Annotated in this window: 20 protein-coding genes; 10 read left to right on the top strand and 10 right to left on the bottom strand. The window is 35.5% G+C overall.

All coding sequences use genetic code 11. From position 1 onward, the window contains the following. The first annotated feature begins 27 nt into the window (after positions 1 to 27). From NITER_RS03890 to queC, 4 genes are read left to right on the top strand one after another with little or no spacing between them, the layout of a single operon-like run. Positions 28 to 2,013 (top strand): methyl-accepting chemotaxis protein, encoded by a 1,986-nt coding sequence (locus NITER_RS03890; protein ID WP_084275783.1) that lies wholly within the window; start codon positions 28 to 30, stop codon positions 2,011 to 2,013. Continuing rightward, positions 2,010 to 2,582 carry a chemotaxis protein CheB gene (locus tag NITER_RS03885; protein WP_084275784.1) on the top strand — a complete coding sequence of 191 codons (573 nt, stop codon included), beginning with the start codon at positions 2,010 to 2,012 and terminating at the stop codon, positions 2,580 to 2,582. The genes NITER_RS03890 and NITER_RS03885 overlap by 4 nt, the downstream gene beginning before the upstream one ends. Further along, the gene (locus NITER_RS03880) at positions 2,575 to 3,348 is read left to right on the top strand and encodes a CheR family methyltransferase (RefSeq protein WP_084275785.1); all 774 of its coding nucleotides are present in this window, start codon (positions 2,575 to 2,577) and stop codon (positions 3,346 to 3,348) included. Before NITER_RS03885 ends, NITER_RS03880 begins: the two co-directional genes overlap by 8 nt. Beyond that, positions 3,345 to 4,010 (top strand): 7-cyano-7-deazaguanine synthase QueC, encoded by a 666-nt coding sequence (gene queC / locus NITER_RS03875; RefSeq protein WP_084275786.1) that lies wholly within the window; start codon positions 3,345 to 3,347, stop codon positions 4,008 to 4,010. Before NITER_RS03880 ends, queC begins: the two co-directional genes overlap by 4 nt. 4 nt (positions 4,011 to 4,014) lie before the next feature. Here queC and NITER_RS03870 read toward each other — a convergent pair whose 3' ends face one another. From NITER_RS03870 to mobB, 7 genes are read right to left on the bottom strand one after another with little or no spacing between them, the layout of a single operon-like run. Next, positions 4,015 to 5,106: a TRAP transporter substrate-binding protein gene (locus NITER_RS03870; protein ID WP_084275787.1), complete on the bottom strand. Its 1,092-nt coding sequence runs from the start codon at positions 5,104 to 5,106 to the stop codon at positions 4,015 to 4,017. Positions 5,107 to 5,115: 9 nt separating this feature from the next. Beyond that, positions 5,116 to 6,270 carry a calcium:cation antiporter gene (locus tag NITER_RS03865; RefSeq protein WP_084275788.1) on the bottom strand — a complete coding sequence of 385 codons (1,155 nt, stop codon included), beginning with the start codon at positions 6,268 to 6,270 and terminating at the stop codon, positions 5,116 to 5,118. 11 nt (positions 6,271 to 6,281) lie between these two features. After that, complete coding sequence (locus NITER_RS03860; RefSeq protein WP_084275789.1) at positions 6,282 to 7,229, bottom strand: hypothetical protein; 948 nt, start codon at positions 7,227 to 7,229, stop codon at positions 6,282 to 6,284. Further along, the gene (metG, locus tag NITER_RS03855; protein WP_084275790.1) at positions 7,226 to 9,136 is read right to left on the bottom strand and encodes a methionine--tRNA ligase; all 1,911 of its coding nucleotides are present in this window, start codon (positions 9,134 to 9,136) and stop codon (positions 7,226 to 7,228) included. The genes NITER_RS03860 and metG overlap by 4 nt, the downstream gene beginning before the upstream one ends. A 9-nt stretch (positions 9,137 to 9,145) precedes the next feature. Next, positions 9,146 to 9,340 carry a hypothetical protein gene (locus NITER_RS03850; protein WP_084275791.1) on the bottom strand — a complete coding sequence of 65 codons (195 nt, stop codon included), beginning with the start codon at positions 9,338 to 9,340 and terminating at the stop codon, positions 9,146 to 9,148. After that, positions 9,324 to 10,169, bottom strand: coding sequence for a class 1 fructose-bisphosphatase (locus NITER_RS03845; RefSeq protein WP_084275792.1), 846 nt, complete (start codon positions 10,167 to 10,169; stop codon positions 9,324 to 9,326). Before NITER_RS03845 ends, NITER_RS03850 begins: the two co-directional genes overlap by 17 nt. 1 nt (position 10,170) lies before the next feature. Beyond that, a complete protein-coding gene (gene mobB, locus NITER_RS03840) occupies positions 10,171 to 10,656 on the bottom strand; it encodes a molybdopterin-guanine dinucleotide biosynthesis protein B (RefSeq protein WP_084275793.1) in 486 nt (161 codons plus the stop codon). A gap of 81 nt (positions 10,657 to 10,737) precedes the next feature. On the opposite strand from mobB, the gene NITER_RS03835 reads away from it, so the two are divergent. Next, entirely contained in the window at positions 10,738 to 11,229 is a 492-nt protein-coding gene (locus tag NITER_RS03835) for a hypothetical protein (protein WP_084275794.1), read from the top strand. Here NITER_RS03835 and NITER_RS03830 read toward each other — a convergent pair. The 3 genes from NITER_RS03830 to gltX are packed head-to-tail and all read right to left on the bottom strand — an operon-like array spanning position 11,171 to position 14,339. Continuing rightward, positions 11,171 to 12,748, bottom strand: a complete 1,578-nt coding sequence (locus NITER_RS03830; RefSeq protein ID WP_084275795.1) for a lytic transglycosylase domain-containing protein — start codon at positions 12,746 to 12,748, stop codon at positions 11,171 to 11,173. The two genes, NITER_RS03835 and NITER_RS03830, sit on opposite strands and share 59 nt — an antisense overlap. Continuing rightward, positions 12,745 to 13,047 (bottom strand): YggT family protein, encoded by a 303-nt coding sequence (locus NITER_RS03825; RefSeq protein ID WP_231988943.1) that lies wholly within the window; start codon positions 13,045 to 13,047, stop codon positions 12,745 to 12,747. Before NITER_RS03825 ends, NITER_RS03830 begins: the two co-directional genes overlap by 4 nt. After that, positions 13,047 to 14,339, bottom strand: coding sequence for a glutamate--tRNA ligase (gltX, locus tag NITER_RS03820; protein ID WP_084275796.1), 1,293 nt, complete (start codon positions 14,337 to 14,339; stop codon positions 13,047 to 13,049). The genes NITER_RS03825 and gltX overlap by 1 nt, the downstream gene beginning before the upstream one ends. Positions 14,340 to 14,395: 56 nt before the next feature. Here gltX and NITER_RS03815 point away from each other — a divergent pair, with 56 nt between their 5' ends. The 5 genes from NITER_RS03815 (at position 14,396) to feoB (ending at position 19,157) form a co-directional block, all read left to right on the top strand. Continuing rightward, entirely contained in the window at positions 14,396 to 15,202 is an 807-nt protein-coding gene (locus NITER_RS03815) for a phosphatidylserine decarboxylase (protein WP_084275797.1), read from the top strand. Beyond that, positions 15,192 to 15,482: a hypothetical protein gene (locus NITER_RS03810; protein WP_084275798.1), complete on the top strand. Its 291-nt coding sequence runs from the start codon at positions 15,192 to 15,194 to the stop codon at positions 15,480 to 15,482. The genes NITER_RS03815 and NITER_RS03810 overlap by 11 nt, the downstream gene beginning before the upstream one ends. 205 nt (positions 15,483 to 15,687) lie before the next feature. Beyond that, positions 15,688 to 16,833, top strand: a complete 1,146-nt coding sequence (locus tag NITER_RS03805) for an OprD family outer membrane porin (RefSeq protein WP_084275799.1) — start codon at positions 15,688 to 15,690, stop codon at positions 16,831 to 16,833. A 9-nt stretch (positions 16,834 to 16,842) separates the two neighbouring features. Beyond that, positions 16,843 to 17,064 carry a FeoA family protein gene (locus NITER_RS03800; RefSeq protein WP_084275800.1) on the top strand — a complete coding sequence of 74 codons (222 nt, stop codon included), beginning with the start codon at positions 16,843 to 16,845 and terminating at the stop codon, positions 17,062 to 17,064. Beyond that, positions 17,061 to 19,157, top strand: coding sequence for a ferrous iron transport protein B (feoB, locus tag NITER_RS03795; protein WP_084275801.1), 2,097 nt, complete (start codon positions 17,061 to 17,063; stop codon positions 19,155 to 19,157). The genes NITER_RS03800 and feoB overlap by 4 nt, the downstream gene beginning before the upstream one ends. The last annotated feature ends 32 nt before the right edge of the window (positions 19,158 to 19,189 follow it).

Here is a 19,189-nt window from a genome sequence, read left to right as displayed (position 1 = left end):
GATATTGTACCAAAAAGGACAGGGGATATGATAAAAACAATAAAAGGGAAAATGCTTCTTCTCGTACTTATATTTTTGGTGTATGCAGGTGTGGTTGGTGTAAGAGATCTCATGAGAGATTACAAAGAGTATCAAGCAGCACAGCAGCGAAAATATGATGTTTTATTGAGTATTAAAATTTCCAATCTTGTACATGAGTTACAAAAAGAGCGTGGTAGAAGTGCAGGGTATCTTGGAAGTGGTGGAAAGAAATTTGTAAAAAAAATAAGAATGCAATACCAATTAACTAATAAACGTCTCAAAGAGTTAACAACTTTTTTATCTTCTGAACAAAATCAAAAAAGAAAAAGTTCTATACATTCACGAATAAATGAGATTCTTACATCATTGCGCCAATTAAATACAATAAGAAACAAGGTACTTGCATTAAATATTGATACCAAAAAGGCCATAGGATTTTATACAAGCATTAATGGAGCTTTTTTGCTTGCGATTGGTGAAATAGCTAAAAAATGTGATGATGCTCTCATAGCTAAAGAGCTCATCGCTTATGATGATTTTCTACTTTCAAAAGAGCGAGCTGGAATAGAAAGAGCAGTACTTTCAGCAACTTTTGCTAAAGATGCTTTTATGCCGGGTTTCTTTGCAAAATTTATTAGGCTTATGAGTGAGCAAAAAGCCTTTTTAGATGCATTTGAAATTGCGGCTCCTGCAAAACTTTTACATATCTACAAAAACACTTTGAAGGGTCGAGCCATTGAAGAGGTAAAAAGAATGGAGCAAATTGCAATAGAGCATCAGGCTACTGGCGGATTTGAAATAGATCCAGACTATTGGTTTGATACTATTACGAAAAAGATTAATCTTTTGAAAAATATTGAAGATAAAATAGCTTATATAATCATTCAAGACAATCAAAAAATCATAAAGCAGAATAAGCAAGAACTTATTGTTACTCTTTTTATAACGTTATTAGGAATTTCTCTTGTACTATTTATAGGTTATTTGATTATTGAAAGAACAATCAATACCTATATCCAAACCATCAATACTAATCTTGAAGAGATTGTAAAAACAAAAGATTTCTCTAAACAGATCCCAATAACTTCACAAGATGAGTTGAGTAAAATAGTGCATCACATCAATACGTTGATAAATTTTGCAAAGGATGCAATTTCCCATGCCAAAAATGGAGTACAAAACGATTCAAAAGTAGCCCAGGAGCTTGCACAAACGGCTATGGATATTGGTAACAATATGGAGCAGGAGGCATATTTTGTGTCACAGAGTGCACAAAATGCTCAAAAAATCAAAAGTCCACTCCTTAATTCTGTGGAGAGTCTTGATAATGCGCAGACAGATATGCAACAAGCAAATAATCTTCTACAATTTTCCAAAGAGAATATTTTAAAGCTTGTTAAAGAAGTAAAGCAGAGTGCAAATAAAGAGGAGTTTATTGCTAATGAACTAAATAAATTAGTCAATTTAACAAATGAAACTACAAATGTGTTAACACTTATTGAAGAGATAGCAAATCAAACGAACCTTTTAGCTCTCAATGCTGCCATAGAAGCAGCGCGTGCAGGAGAGCATGGTAAAGGTTTTGCTGTTGTGGCTGAAGAGGTAAGAGGATTGGCTGAAAAATCGAGACATCATGTTGAGAAAATCAATACTACTATTACACAACTCCTCACACAAATAAATAGCATTAGCAAAGAGATAGCTAAAAATGCAAAAAATATTATGAATCTTTCAAATTCTGTTGATAATATAGAAGCAGATGTGGATTCGATATCGAGTGTAATGGATGAAACAGTAAAAAATTCGCTTCACTCTTCACAACAGATTAAAAATATTCTCAAAAATATTGAAGATATAATAGCCGATATTGATAAGATAAATGAACTCTCTTCACTCAATGCAAGAAATGTGGAAGAGATTGCTACTTCAACAGAGTATCTCTATAAACAAATTGAACTTTTACGCAATAAATTACAAGAGTATAAGACATGAAACTTGTTTTTATAGGAGCATCGGCAGGGAGTATTTGTAGTCTTGATAAGATAGTAAAAAGCCTCAACAATATTGATGGAGCTATAATTATGGCGGTACATCTCCAAGAAAACTATATAGATGGGTTTGTAGAAATTTTGCGAGAAAATAGCTCTGTACCAATTAAAAAAGTAGACAAAAAAATTAATTTGGAAAAAAATCAAATCTATATATGTGATTCAAAAAATGTGACAATATATGATAATGCTAATGATAAAGAGATATTGCATGATGATACACAAATAGAATCTCTTTATAAACCAGATATCAATCAACTTCTTTTATCTGTTGTGCAGAATAAAAAAGAACTTTGTGAAGTTGTAGCAATTTTACTCTCAGGTATTGGAGATGATGGCATTGAGGGTCTCAAAAAACTTTATGAAAATGGAGCAAAGACTGTTGTGGCTTCTAAAGAGAGTGTAGCGGTATATGGTATGCCAAAAAGAGCAGTGCAACAAAATGCATGTAGTGAAGTACTCAGTTTTGAAGAAATAGTAACAATGATAAAGCAGTTCTTGCAAGATGTATAATTGTCTCAAAAAGATAGAGCGTCTCTTTTATGAAAAAACAGGAATAACGTTTGTTAATAAAGAAGCGATTTTCTATATAAAAATTGCAGAAATTATGAAAAATGCATCCATTTTTTCTTGCGAGGAGCTATTACAATCACTGCAAAGCGATGAGAATCTTTTTAAAACTTTTATAGAGGAGTTGACTGTATCACAGAGCTTCTTTTTTAGAGAAAGTTCACACTTTGATATTCTTGTTGAACTTATCCACAAAGAGCATATCATTGCTCCATCTATCCTCTCTCTTCCTTGTGCTAATGGGGAAGAGCCTTATAGTATTGCTATTGTCCTCTTGCAAAATGGTATAGAGAGTTTTTCTATCGATGCGATTGATATTAATCCTAAAGCTATTGAGAAAGCTATGAATGGCAAATACGAAAAAAGAGCATTAATAAATCTTGATGAAAATATCAAAAAGAGATTTTTCAACTGCAAAGATAGATACTGTGTTGTTAAAAATTTTTTAAAACAATTTATTAACTTTTATACTCTAAATCTCTTTGATGATGCTATTCTTACATTTGGGAAGTATGACTTTATATTTTGTCGAAATCTTTTTATCTATCTTGATGCAGTAAAAAAAGAAGAAGCACTTCATATATTTCACAAGGTACTCAAGCCTGAAGGGTATCTTTTTGTGAGCTTTTCAGACTATTTTAAAAAGCATGCAGGTTTTGATAAAATAATCTGCGATAATAAAATTTTTTATAAGAAGTTACCAGAATGAAGAAAGCGGTTTGTATACTGAGTGGAGGAATGGATAGTACTCTTGCGAGCTTTATAGCAAAAAATGAGGGTTATTCCATAATAGCGATACATTTTAACTATGGACAGCGAACACAGACAAAAGAGCTTGAAGCATTTCGTGCTATTGCCAAAGAGCTTGGAGCAAAAATATACGAAATAGATCTTCCTTTTTTCAAACAGATTGGTGCATCTGCTTTAGTAGATGAGAATATAGCTGTACCAGTTGATGGAATAAAACCAGGAGTTCCAATTACTTATGTACCATTTCGTAATGGTATATTTTTAAGTATAGCTGCTGCAATAGCTGAGAAAGAGGGAGCAGAAGCTATCTATATTGGTGTTGTAGAAGAGGATAGCAGTGGATATCCTGATTGTAGGGAAAGTTTTATTGAAGCAATGGAAAAAGCGATAAATCTTGGTACCAAGGATGAAACAAATATCGCTATCAAAGCTCCTCTTATTCATCTCAAAAAAGAAGATATTGTAAGCAAGGCTTATAGCCTTGGTGTTCCTTTGGAATTGACGTGGAGCTGTTACCAAAATGAAGATGAAGCTTGCGGCGTATGTGATAGTTGCCGCCTTCGCCTCAAAGGGTTTAAAAAAGCAGGTTTAAAGGACAAAATTCCATATAAAGCGACTTAAATTTTTAGCCATCACGCATTTCAAGATAGTTTTTAAGACCCAGCGAAGTCCATGATCTATTTTGTTGCCAAAATGGTTCAATCTTACTCCAAACCTCTTTAAAATCTTGTGATTTACTACTTTGCTCTTCTATAACTTGAAAAAGAGCTTTTTTGGCAGCCTCTACTATCTCATCTGGCCAATTTTTCAAGGTTACGCCTAGTTTTTTAAGCTCTTGGAGAGCTTGTGCATTTTTTGCCTGAAAGTTATATACCATCTTTGCATTAAGCTCATTTGCGCAGCTTTTTAGAAGCGATTGAATATCATGCGGAAGCGTTTGCCAAAATTTTTTGTTGAAAGTAAGCTCAAGTACACTTCCAGGCTCATGGAAACCGCTATAGTAAAATTTTGCAACTTTATAAAATCCCATTTTTATATCAAGAGCAGGACCAACCCACTCAGTTGCATCAATAGTGCCTCTATCAAGGGCAGTATAGATCTCTCCAGCAGGCAAAAGTATAGGATTGACACCCAACTTTGCCATAACTTCTCCCCCAAGTCCTGGAATACGCATCTTTAAGCCTTTGAGATCCCCAAGGCTCTTTATCTCTTTGCGAAACCAGCCACCCATCTGTACATCTGTATTTCCTCCTAGAAGGGGATAGAGATTGTATTTACTATAAAGCTTCCTCCAGATTTCAAGTCCTCCACCATAGAGCATCCAGGCATTCATTTCATTGGATGTGAAACCAAAAGGAAAGCCACCAAAGAGGCTAAAGGCTGGATTTTTACCTTTCCAGTAATACGGGCCAGAATGAAAAGCTTCGATTTGACCAGCACTACAGGCGTCAAAAACACCTAATGCAGGTACTAAAAGATTTTTTGCAAATACTTTGACTACTACTTCTCCTCCACTGGCATTGTGCACCTGTTTGGCAAATTCATTGACACCTTCACCCATAATAGGAAAATTAGCAGGCCAGCTTGTTGCAAGTTTTATTGTTATTTTTCTTTTTTTGGAGATGTACACCTTTTTTGATTCTTCTCTTTTACAACCTCCGAGCAAAAGTGCTGTTGCTGCTGCTGCAGTAACTCCAAGAAAACCTCTTCTTTTCATGATAATCCTTTAATACATTGCTGCAATGACAGCGAAGCATGCAAAAAACATAAGATGTGATGCACCTTCGATATAGTTTGTTTCACCATTATCAGTTGTTTTCCAAGCGAGTATGACAGTTAAAAGGAGTGCACCTATTTGCAGTGCATTGAAATCCAATGTAAAGGGAATATGATTGAAATAGGCTAGTGCCATGAGGACTGGAACTGTCACAAGAATCGAGACTGTACTTGCCCCCATAGCTATATTAACAACTCGTTGGATCTGATCATTTTTAGCTGCTTTGACGGCAGTAATGAGTTCTGGAGAGACACTAATAATAGCAATGATAAGACCTGCAAGGCCTGAAGAGATCCCAAATGATTGGAAAAGAGTGTGAGAGTCATGTGCAAAGATTTCAGCCATGATGCCAGTGAGAAAGATGAGTAAAAAGATTACAATCAGATTTGCCCAGATAGGCAGTTTTTCAAATATATATGTATCTTCATGCTCTTCATCTTCAAGTATTTTCTTGCGTTTTTTAAGGCGCAAAATTCTACTTCTAGCGGTTGATTTGAAAAAGTGAGAGTGTGTTTTTGTTTGAAAAACATAGATAATAATATAGTAGGTAAATAACATGATAGATATGATAATACTTGCTTTGAGTAGTTTTGAAGAGCCATCAGGAGTATAGACTAAGAGACTAGGAACCAAGAGGGCAATGGAAGAGATAAAAAGAATAGTGGTATATGTGCTTGAGGTATCTTCATTATGCTCTTGCTCTGCAAACGCCAAGCCTCCAATAAAAACGGCAAGTCCGAGTAAAACATTCATATCAACAATCACTGCAGAGATAATACCACTTTTGACAATTTCAAGGTTTTCTTGTTGCGCATCTCCTCTTGTTGTAAGTATCATGAAGAGTAAAATAATTTCAACTGCTACTGCACTAAATGTAAGAACAAAACTGCCATACGGTTCTCCAAGTCTTTCAGCTAAAATTTCGGCAACTTCACTTACAGTAACTGAGAGTGCTACAATTGAAAGAGCAGCGATAAATGTAGCTGTATGCCCATGATGTGTTGAGTGAAAGTAAAATGCAACTAATGCGGCTAATAAACCTACGGCAATATCCCAATAGTCTTCAATTAAATCTCGAAATACGGGCGAACTGTCACTTTGCAACTACTTCCTCCTTAAAATAGTGTTTTTTGTTGCTGCTGTTTTGCGAGAGTTTCGACATCAAACTCTTCGCATAATGCATAATTGAACCTGCGATTATATAAAAAATTCTTGACTCCATCAATTTTGATTGTATCAAAAGTTTTAAGATTGCAAGAGAAACAGAAAAAGAGTAGTTGTGCCCATGGGGCTTTTTCTTGCAAAAAAATGGATTCTCTTGGCAGGAGTGTGATGTCTGGCTCAGTAATGATAACGCGATCACTTGTACCAAACTCACACTCTGTAAAGTCTCTTTCTAAAAAATGTGGACGAAAATGGGGAAAATCTTTGAGATGGTAAAAATCGAAGAAAAAATTATACATATCAATAAGTCCGAGAACTTCTTGAAACTCTTGCAAAAAGAGTGGCGAAATCCTCTGCCTTGCATAGAATTTACCTCTATAGATAAAAGATGTCTCAAAAAGTCTCTCTTGTATCACTTTTATAGTAGCTATAGGGGATTGTGTACTATCTAAAGCTAATTGTAATGCAAACTCTTTTGGAGCTGCAACGAACTCTTGAGTGTGGTACTGCTCCAAAAAATCAAAATAGCTATCTCGAAAGAAGGCTATCTTTTCATCTTGAATTACAATTTGCGCAAGTTCTAATCCAAGAGGTGAAAGAGTAATAATGTAGGCTTGATTTTTTATAAGTAAAAACCGTATAAGTTTTTGTACAGCTGCAAGCAAAGAGTCAACTTTAATCCAGGCAATTTCCTCATCGCTTCTTTGGATCCATCCTTCATAAACGATTGCATAGGCTCCATTAGCAATGGCATCAGAGACTTGAGATTTATCTTTTGCGAAGAAAAGAGCTCCTCTTTTTACTGTTGCAGGATGAGATGTAAACCCTGTGATTGTAGATATGGCTGGGGAGTTTTTCAGTTCTCCTCCTATTAAGGAGACGAGACTAAGAAGTCTCATTTCACTGGTGTTCCCTCTTTTTTGCGTGTTTTAGGGCCGATGAGCGTTAATCCCTCTTCATCACGTGCAGCAAGTACCATTCCTTCACTTAAATATCCCATCAATTTTGCTGGCTTGAGATTAGCAACTACGCACACCTGCTCCCCAATGAGATCTTGTGGAGTATAGAACTCCTTGATACCTGCAATTATTTGCCTTGGTTTCTCTTCTCCTAGATCTACCAAGAGTTTAAGAAGTTTCTTGCTTTTTGGCACCTCTTCAGCCTCTTTAATGGTTCCTACTTTTATTGAGACTTTAAAAAAATCCTCTATTGTAATGACTCCCTCTTCTTGTGTCTTTGGAGTTTTTTGCTGTGGAGCCTCTTTTTTTGCTTCTTGCAAAAGAGGTGCCTCTATTTTTGGAAAGAGTGGAGGTGTTTTTGGGATTGTAAATTTCTCCAAAAGGTTATTATGTTCAATAAAATGTGTAAAACTCTCTTGCGTTATAGAAAATCCTAATGACTGGGCAATCTTTTGTGTGGTTTTTGGCATTACAGGATGCAAAAGGATGGCGGTTTTAGCTAAAATATTTGCAACTAAAGCAATGAGCGCCATCGCTTCATCCTCTTTACCCTCTTTCATTTTAGCCCAAGGCATATGATAGTCGATTGCTTTATTTGCGATTGTAAGAATCTTCCATAGCTCTTCTAAAAAGCGGTGCCATTTCATATCTTCTATTAACGGAGGAAGCGTTTCGATAATTGTTTTTGTTTCTTCGAGCTCTTTTTTATGAAGTTTTTTTACATCTTTGCTATCAATAGTATAGTCAAAATATTTTCCACTCATACCTATAATGCGGTTCAGAAGGTTACCAAGGTCATTGCCAAGATCATTATTGATACGATCTATGAGTGCTTTTTGACTAAAATCTCCATCTTGCCCAAAAGGTACTTCACGAAGAAGAAAATAGCGAAAATTTTCCAATCCATAGGCATCTGCTACGACTTTTGGATCGATGACATTTCCTTTGGATTTGCTCATCTTTTCGCCATTTCTCGTCCACCAACCATGTGTTGCTATATGTTTTGGCATTGGTAACTCTAGGCTCATTAAAAATGCTGGCCAATAAACAGCATGAAAACGGAGTATATCCTTTCCTACAAGGTGATAATCAGCAGGCCAATAGTGCATAAGGGCTTCATCAGTTCCGTATCCAAGAGCTGTGACGTAATTAAGCAGTGCATCAAGCCATACATACATGACATGTTTTGGATCGTTTATTGATTTTGGTAGAGGAATGCCCCAGCTAAAACTCGTACGCGTAATAGAGAGATCTTGCAGACCTCCTTGCACAAAGCGAATCACCTCATTCTTTTTTGATTTTGGTAATACAAACTTCTCTTCATTTGCATAAAGTTCTAAAAGTTTGTCCTGGTATTTAGAAAGTTTAAAAAAGTAGCTCTCCTCTTTGACAATAGAGGTCTGTTTACCGCAATCGGGACAAAATTCGTTGTCTATGAGTTGAGATTCCGGGAAAAAAGATTCACAACTTATGCAGTAATGTCCTTCATATGTTCCTTTATAGATATCCCCTTTGTTATACATTATTTCAAACGCTTTTTGGACACCTTTTATGTGATCAGGATCAGTGGTACGGATAAATTTATCATAACTTATCTCAAATTCATCCCAAAGTTTACGAAATTTTGCACTTATTTCATCTGCATACTCTTGAGGACTCTTACCTCTTTTTTTTGCAGCCTCTTCTATCTTTTGTCCATGCTCATCGGTACCAGTAAGAAAAAATGTATCAAACCCTCTTAGTCTAAAATAGCGTGCTGCAGCATCTGCTATGATGGTAGTGTAGGCGTGTCCAATATGCGGAACATCGTTGACATAGTATATTGGTGTAGTGATATATTTTTTCATCGACTCTCCTTAAAATTCAAATCCTCCCCCTTGCCCTTTATTCATGCTCTTATACACTGCGTCCACATACTCATTGCGAATGCGGCAGCCTATAATTTTTTTACACTTGAGACAAGAGTTGAGATTGTGCTTTTGTTGGCACTCTTTGAGCTCTTTTGTTGCTATAATTAAGCGCTCTTCATATCTATCAAGCTTTTTTTGCATAGTACTCTTTTACTTTTGCTACTTCATAGTGTGAACCAAAAAAACATGGGGTTGTTTCGTGGAGGGAGTTGCAATTAAGTTCAAGCAGTCTTCTCCCCGTTGCATCGATTGCTTCTCCTCCAGCTTTTTCATATATATTTGCAAATGGAAACACTTCAAAGAGTTTGCGTAGCTTTCCTTGCGGTTTGTCTTCTGTTCCAGGATAGCTAAAAAGTCCACCGCCTTTGACAAGAATTTGATGGAGATCTGGAACCATCCCCCCAGAGTAGCGGAGACGATACCCTTCTTGAAAGAGAGATTCTACTAAAGCTTTATGGTGAGGATACCAATATTTTTGTGTTGCGCCTGGAGCATTGAGTTTTCCTTTTTGTTCAAGTTGCAACTCTTGCATAAATTCAAACTCACCATTGCGCAAAATAAAGCGCTCAGCCTTTACTGTTGCCACAACAAGTTCTACACGAGGACCATAGACTATATATGCTGAAGCTACAAGGTTTTTCCCACTCCACGTTTTTTCATAAATGCCAAAAATTGAGCCTACACTCAAATTTACATCCACAAGACTACTTCCATCAAGAGGATCATATGCTACAAGGTATTTTCCATCTTCGTGAAACTGGGTCTCTTCACTCTTCTCTTCACTCGCGATCTTTTTGATAGATGAAGCTTTAAAGAGCTCCTCTTCTATGATTTTGTCACTGAGAACATCGAGTTTGAGTTGTTCTTCTCCGCAGGTATTTATACTACCTTCGTATCCAAACTCCTCTTCTACAATAGCTTTGCTAATGCGCAATGCACTTCTTTTTATAGCTTCAATTATCTCTGTCATCTCACACCTCTTGCGCGTTGTTCATTATCCACTCTATTATTTGATCAGTGTCGTTGAGATCGAGTGTTTCTATATGTTTTGGAATACTGTTTTTATCTATCGTTGTATCGATGGCTACTGCTTTTATGTAGTCAAAATAGCTCTCATCTACCTTTTGGCGAAAGACACCTATACGAGGAAGAGGGAGATATTTTAACCCTTCAACAAGCAAAATATCAAAATCATCTACCATTTTAATAATATCTTCTAACTCTTTTTTCCTATGAGAAAAGTAAGTAGTCCGCGTAGGGGAGGTGACAACCACTTCAGCTCCAGTTTGGAAGAATTTATAACTATCCTTACCCTCTATATCAAATTGTGCTTTATCTTTGGGATCATTTTTGATTATTGCTATCTTATACTTGCCCACCAATTTTTTAGCGACTTTTTCTATGATAGTGGTTTTACCACTATTGGATGGGCCTGTAAACGCTACAGCTTTTCGCACATGTACCTCTTTTTTAAGAAGTATTTTATCCTATAAAAAGTTAAGCTAAGCTATAATTGTGAAAAATAAGAAAAGGTAGGGATGAAACGTCTTGCAATAATTATTTTTTCAATAGCTATTTTAACAGGATGTGCAGTTAAAGAGGAAATAAATATTTTTGCTAAAGATAAGCCTTATGTAGAGGCATTACGCTACACTAAAAAAGGTGACATAGTCCTCTCTTTGGAAAATAAAGCAATGATTATTGCTACCTACCTCAACCCTTTGCAAAAGAGAAATGATAAAGAGTATTTTTTTGTAAGGGTCTATATCGATAATGATTTTGAAGATCCTAAAAAATCGGGGCTTTTTAATCCATACTATACTATAACACTCAATGGGCATAAACCTTTAACTATTAAAGAGGTTGAGAGTGACAGTAAGTTAGCTAAAACAATGCCATTTGTACAAAAATGGTACAGACTTTATATTGTAACTTTTCCAAAATCAAAGGGAAAGAAACTTCAACTCATTTTCAAAAACCGCAACTATCCTCCGGCCGTTGTAACATTTGAACGATATGAGGTAGATTGAGGTTTTTTCCAAAAATTTTCATATAGATTATGTAATTTGCTAAGACATTTTTTCCATACTCTCTATTCTCATTAGAAGGTATCATCTCCATTGCCATCAATGGCTCATATTTATGAAAAATCTTTATAACAGAACGTTTTGTATATCCAATCCCTCCATTGTAAGCGTAGGCAACAAGCAAAGGATGGTAAAGATATGATTGGAGATAGTGAAGATGATGCTTTGCAAAAGTGAGGGCTATTTTTTCATCAAACATCATATCAAGATCAAAGTTTTTTATCTTTTGCTTTTTAGCAATGTGTTTGGCTAAAAAGGGGAGAAACTGCATCGCACCTAGTGCATAGGATGATGAAATTGCACTAGGGATAAATCTGCTCTCTTGCTTTGCAATAGCGTAAATGAGAGCCTTTTGAGAAGTGTTTTGGTCTTGAAGATACTTTTCATACGGCAAAATAAAGGGGTGTCTTGTATAAGAAGAGAGTTTTTCATCTATAATTGCATACACATTTTGTGTATTGCGATAAGAAAACTCCTTTTTTAGCTTTGTAAGATCTTCGCTATTTATTCTTTTTTTTATAGCAAGCCATACAAAAGGATCTTTGAGCTTGATTTTCTTTTTTCCTTTGAGTTGGGGAGTGTAAAAATTTGTGTATTTATTGCCTGTAATATATGAAGCTAAGAGAGTATAGATATTGAGATCTTTTGATTTAAGAAGTTTATTTAAAAAGATCTCTTTTTTTGTGATTTTGTAGAGCCAAAAGAGGGCTTTGTCTCTATCTTTTTTGAAATATGCTTTTGCAAGACTTCTTTGTAAAAATGATTGTGCTATGTGTGGATAGCCTCTTTTAAAAGCAGCCAATCCTATATAAAAAGCACTTTTAGCATTGAAATATTGTGGTGAAAAACGGATAAGTGAGAAGACTATTTTGTTGTGCTCTTCAAAAATGGCTGTAGTTGCAAAAGCATTAAATGCAGGATATTGAGAGAGTTTTTTGAGAAACTCTTTGGAATAGGCTCTATTGAAATACCTTTTTCGATATTTTGAAGAAGAACTAAGAAAGATTTCCAAAAATTTTTGTGGATTATTGTGCAGGACACCGAAAGGATTGTCTGTTAGCATAAATTTTAGATCTTGTTGAATGGAAAATCCAGTGAGTCTTTTAAAAAGTGCAATACGCTTTTTTGTTTGTAGCAGAGAAGCTTTTGCTATATTCATCCCTGCTGCAAGACAAGTGTTATCTTCTTTGATGAGTTGTGAAATAGGCTTATAGAGGCATAATACTGCTCTTTTTGTTGCGTTATCTTCTATCTTTTTTGCATAGCGAAGAAGAATTTTTTTGTTGACTCTCTTTGCCAGAGTCAATGCATGCTGTGCCTGGACAGGGGTGATGTTTTGATCCAAGTAGCGCCAGATATAGTAGTCTCTTGCAGTTGAACGAGGTTTGCTTTTGAGAAACTCTAAAGTTATCTCTTTTGCAAAAAGAGCGAAAGGAAGTATGAGCCATAGGAGCTTAATCAAGCTCCCAGCCTCATTGCAAATTGCATAAGAAGTCGCACAAAAAACATATCTATAAATTGCAGCCCAATAATAATGATAAGTGGCGCAAGGTCTATGCCGCCAATAACAGTAGGAATATAGCGTCGTACAAGGGCATATACTGGTTCAGTGAGACGGAAGAGTGTCTGTACAATTGGATTGTAAGGATCGGGACGTACCCAAGTAATAAGAGCAGCTATGATAACAACCCAAATATAGATATTAATAACCATGTGTAAAATCTGTGCGAGTGCTTGTAAAAATGTAGCTACAATAATCATTATATCACCTCTTTGATATGGGGTTTAAGATATTTGTAAAGTAGAGAAATCTCTGGTCCGTGCTCTGCGCCAGTGAGCAAAAGACGCAACGGTTTGAAAAAACGCTTTCCTTTCAGACCACTTTGTTGCATGAGCTCTTGTTTAAAAGTATCGAAATCTTCGGGTAGTTGCATCTTCTCGATAATATTTTTTAGGATAGCTGCCTCTTGTGCGAACTCTTTGAAATCTTTTTGTTTTGAAAATATTTTATCAAGTTTTTCTTTAAGCTCTTTGAGTGTACTTGCCTCTTCTAAGTAAAGTTTTGCAAGCTCTCCTAAACTTGGGTGGATTTGAAGGAGTTTTGCAAGCTCTTGAGGATCTTTTTGCATTAAATGTGTACGGTTGATAAATCGCAGTTTTTCCATATCAAATCGTGCAGGAGCTTTGGAGATATTTTTGAGGTCAAACCATGTAATTGCTTCATCTAAGGTAAAAATCTCTTTAGGTGTTTTATTACCAAGAAGTATGAGATAGTTTGTAATAGCCTCTGGTAAAAAACCTTCATCTAAAAGCCATTTTACAGAAGATGCTTCGTCTCTTTTGCTCATTTTTTTGCCCATTTCATTGAGAATAATTGGCAAATGGGCATATTCAATCTCTTTGTCATATCCTAGCAAATTTCTTATATGAATCTGTTTGGGGGTATTAGAGAGATGATCCTCTCCACGGATAATGAGAGAGATATCATAGAGCATATCATCAATAGCGCAGGCGAAATTGTATGTTGGAGTGCCATCAATACGTAAAATGATAAAGCTATCAACTTCATTTGGCTCAAAGCGTAAATTGCCTTTGATAATATCTTGAAATGCTATTGCACGCTCAGGTTTTTTTACTCTAACTACAAATGGCTCATCTCTTTTTTGCGCCTCTTCTAAAGTGATGCTCTCACATCTTCCACTATAGCGATATGCTCGTTTTTGTTCTACTGCTTCTTTTCGCTCTTTTTCAAGATCTTCAGGTGTACAAAAACATGCAAAGGCTTTTTTTTCTTCTAAGAGTTTATATGCAAAATTGCGATGAAAAGAGAAATTGGCACTTTGATAGACAACATCATCGTATTTTAGTTCAAAAGTATCTAAAATTGCAAGAATCTCTCTATCTTTTCCCTCGATATTACGCTCTTTATCTGTATCTTCTATACGTATAATGAATCTCTCTTTGCGCTGTTTTGCTACAATAAAGTTAAAAATCGCAACACGCAAGTTGCCAATATGCATATCACCTGTTGGACTTGGTGCAAATCTAAGCATCTTTATCCTTTTTTGGTTTGTGCAATTGTAATATAAATTTTGTTAAAAGGAAAAGATTGAAAAAGAGGGTACTGTCAAATATAGTTTCCCGTGGATTTGGAAAATTTGCTAGCCACAGATTTCATCCATTATTACAAAAGTTTATTAATACTTCTTATGTTAAACTCCTCAAGCTCGATATGGAGGAGTTTAGAGATCCAAAAGAGTATGAGAGTCTCAATGCGCTCTTTACTAGAGCATTGCAAAAAAGAAGAGATATAGAAGAAGGCATCATAGCTCCAACAGACTCTTTGATAACGCATGCAGGGATATTAGAACAAAATAGGGCACTGCAAATAAAGGGAATGCAGTATAGTATCGATGAGCTTTTAATAGAGTGTGATGCTTCGCGTGTATATAATGGAGAGTATGTCAACTGCTACCTTTCTCCCCGTGATTATCATCGCTACCATATGCCATATACGCTACAAATAAAACGGGTTGTACATGTACCAGGAAAACTCTATCCAGTAAACTTGCGCTACCTGCGTAAAAAACTTAATCTCTTTATAGAAAATGAGCGTGTAATACTAGAATGTGAAACTAAAGAGGGAAAGACTCTCTTTATTGTTTTAGTAGGTGCTTTAAATGTTGGACAGATGACGCTAGTATTTGAGAGTCGCATAGAGACAAATAGAGCAAAAGAGATTGCAATATATGAGTATAAAGATCTTTGGTTACAAAAGGGAGAACTTTTAGGATATTTTAAAATGGGATCGACGGTATTGCTCTTTTTTGAGAAAGATTTTTGTGAGCTTGTGGTACAATCAAATACTACAGTAAAATTTGGACAACAAATAGCAAAGGTTAAATATGGAGAGTGAAAACAATATTCCAAAAGAGGATATTTTAATAGTTGAGGCTGAAATCGTACCTAACGGACTTGGTAGTTGGATGATTCGCTGTGTCAATACAGAAACTGGTGAAGAGCGCTATTGCAAAACGATAGAGGAGTATAGTGCATTTTTGAATGAGTGTGTCTATACAACGTCAAAAGAGAATTTCCAAGCAGTATGGCTCGAGTCTCCTCAAGCAACGCCTCAAATGATAGCTGATGTGCGCGCTAAGTTAATGGCATATTACAATCAAATAGAACAAACATAGCAAACTGCTTCTACAAAGCATCATTTTTACTTCGTACAAATATAAAATTTTTGTTTTTTTAATTTTGAAGAAACTAATCGAAAAAAGTAGATATGTGATGAAATAGTAAAACTATCAATAACGATAACGATTATCATAATTAAGTTACCTGTAAGCAATATTTTTCTATTATTTCGTGCATGAATAAAAGAGAAAAAGGACTGAAATGAAAAAAGTAGTAACTTTTAGCATAATTTGTGTCATGGCTATGGCACAAGAGTCTTTGCGTGAGCAACTTGGTGCATCTGATGAAGAGCGACACATGCAAAGTGAATTGCGAGTGGGGTATATAGACGGTGACAAAAGTGCAGCTGCGATTGGTGGACATATACATTTTGATACACCATCATTTAATGGATTACAAATTGGTGCTATGATTTATGCTGTGGCTCCAATACAAGGGAGTAATAGCGATTTCTTTGGCTTATACGATGGAGGTTTTGCTTTTTTGGGGCAATCATATATTAAATATAGTGATGCAACTAATATGTTACAAGTAGGGCGTATGAGTATAGATACACCCCATGCTGATAGTGATGATATTAGAATGGTTCCAAACTATTTTGAAGGAGTACATTATCAAAAGAGTTGGGATAATGTAAATATTGAAGCTGGATATGTTACCAAAATGGCAGGATGGGAAAATGGAGGTGATATAAAAAAATTTGTTCGTCTTAGTGAAGTATTTGGAATAAATAAAAAAATTGATGGAATGTTTTTTACCGGTATAGGGTATGAAGATGAGAATAACGGAGCTTTCCTTTGGTATTATCATATTGATCAGATAGCCAATGTTTTGTATGGGGAGTTGTCACATACTTTTATCTGGAACAAATTTTCACTTCTTGCATCAATACAGTTTGATAGAGCAACTGATACAGGTGATGGTTTAATAGGAAATTTAGATTCTAAAACTTTTGGTATCTTTTTAGAAACAACGTATCAAAATATATCATTGCAATTAGCAGCAAATAAAGAATTTGGTAATACACCTAGTATGTCAAGTTTTGGAGGAGGACCATTTTTTACTTCCATGGAAGATTTCACTATTGATGCTGTAGATGCTAAAAAAGCACGAAGTTTTGTACTAGGTGCTTCATATAGTTATAATGAGAGCATTGATTTTGGTGTAATGTATGGAAATTTTCGAGCAAAAAAGAAATCGCAATTTGATACAGATGAAATTGATCTCTATGCTACTATGCAAATTTTTGGAGTAGAGAGTGAAATTGTTTATGCTTCTATTGATGATAAATTACCAAATGGGGAAGACAGAGATATATTTCGCATAATAGTGAAAAAAAGTTTTTAGGAGTGTTGTATGAAATTAACTGATATGAAAATAGGTGATGAAGCAATCATTAAAAAGATAAAAGCTGATGATGTTATTAAAGCAAGGTTGGTATCTATGGGAATTGCAAAAGGCAATAAAATAAAACTACTCGATCATACCTTACAGAAACAGACATGGGAAGTTGATGTGGAAGGTACACGTGTAGCATTGCGTAAAGAAGAAGCACAAGCTATTGAGGTGGAGCAATGAAACAGATAAAAGTTGCAATGGTAGGGCAGCCCAATGTAGGAAAATCCTCCATTATAAATGCTATGAGCAATGCAAGATTGCACGTTGGGAATTTTGCTGGAGTAACAGTAGAAAAGAAAGAGGTGAGACTCCAAAAAGGGGAGTATGATATAAATATAGTGGATCTTCCAGGAATCTACTCACTCAATGCTTATACTCCTGAAGAGCAGGTAACAAAAAACTATCTATTATATGAAGATTACGATCTTATTATTAATGTAGTTGATGCGAATGTATTGCAAAGAAATCTTATACTCACTTTGCAACTTCTTGATATGAATCCGAAGATGATACTTGTTGTTAATATGATTGATGAAGTTGAGAAGCAAGGTGGCATGATTGATGCAGTAAAACTTTCTGAATTAATCGGTCGTCCTGTAGTTTTGGCTTCTGCAAAAGAGAAAAGGGGAATAGATGATATTATAGATTTGGTTATTGATGAATATAATACTCCAAAAGAGCGAAGAAAAATCTTCTATAATGAAAAAATAGAAGATGAGATCACATCATTGCAAAAAATTCTACTGAAATCTCCCCATTTTACAGATGAAGATCGCGCGAGATTTTATGTTATTCGTCTTTTTGAAAAAGATGAGGATGTCTATAAAGAGGTGCATGATCTACCAATATTTTTAGAGTTTCATGAAGCACTAGGCAAAAGTATGCATCGTTTGCAACTAGAATTTGATGAGGAGAGTGTAGCTGACATCATAGCAAATGAGAGAAACTCTATTGCAAAATCTATTGTAATGCAGGTCATGCAAGCGCCTCGCAAAGAGTCTCTTACAGATAAAATCGATAAAATTTTAATTCATCCAATTTTTGGTTTACCGATATTTTTGTTTTTTATGTGGGCTCTCTTTCAACTTACCTTTGAAGTTGGTTCTATTCCAATGGATTATATAGATGAGACAGTTACAAATTTTGCTGATTGGCTCAAAGGAATACTTCCTCCAGGAGATTTTAATTCTGTCATTACTGATGGTGTAATTCCAGCTGTTGGTGCGATTATTATGTTTTTGCCAAATATTTTGATTCTGTTTTTGGGGATTAATTTGCTTGAGCAGACAGGATATATGTCGAGAGCTGCATTTTTACTTGATGGCTTTTTAAAGAAGTTTGGTCTACAAGGAAAAGCCTTTATACCACTTGTAAGTGGCTTTGGTTGTACTGTTCCAGCCTATATGGCAGCAAGAACTCTTAAAAACCCAAAAGATCGACTTATTACTATGCTCGTACTTGGATTTATGAACTGTAGTGCAAGACTACCTGTGTATGTGCTTTTGATAGCAGCTTTTTTTCCAACACACAGTGCAGGTAATGTACTCTTTGCTATTTATATAGGCGGAGCTATTTTGGGTCTTATTGTTGCAAAAATTCTCCGCATTGTCCTTTTTAAAGGTGAGCCTGAGCCATTTGTCATGGAGATGCCACCATATCGTTTTCCATCAATGAAAGCACTGGCAATGGAGCTTTGGATTAAAACAAAGCTTTTTGTGAAAAAAGCTGGGACTTTCATTGCAGGAGCTGCGATGATTATCTGGTTTTTAAGCAGTTATCCGGTAAATGAAAAGCTAGTGACAACTTATGAGCAAAAGATTGAACTTGCAAAGAGCGAGCAGGAAAAAACTCAATTACAAAATGAGTTGGCAGCAAAAAATCTAGAAAATAGCTATCTTGGAGAGTTTGGAAAGGCCATTGAGCCAATATTTGCTCCACTAGGTTTTGATTGGAGAATGAGTGTGGCTGTTATTAGTGGGCTTGCTGCTAAAGAGGTAGTTGTATCCACGCTTGCAACACTATACGCAGTTGGTGAGGCAGATGAGAAGAGCTCTACACTCATTACAAAACTTCGTCAAAATGTGGATTTCAAAGCAGCTATCGCTCTCATTATTATTATAATGATCTATAGTCCTTGTGTCGCTGCTATGAGTACATTTTACGCAGAGATACCACAATGGGCATGGAGAACTTTTTATACCATCTATCCAAATGTTTTGGCTTGGCTTATGGCATTTGGAGTTTATAATATTTTAGCACTCCTTGGGTATTAACATATAGTATAATTGCAGAAAATCCTTAAAGG

Origin of the sequence: Nitratiruptor tergarcus DSM 16512, assembly GCF_027946175.1 — a bacterium.
Lineage (GTDB): Bacteria > Campylobacterota > Campylobacteria > Campylobacterales > Nitratiruptoraceae > Nitratiruptor > Nitratiruptor tergarcus.
This window is presented reverse-complemented; position numbering and strand designations above follow the sequence as displayed.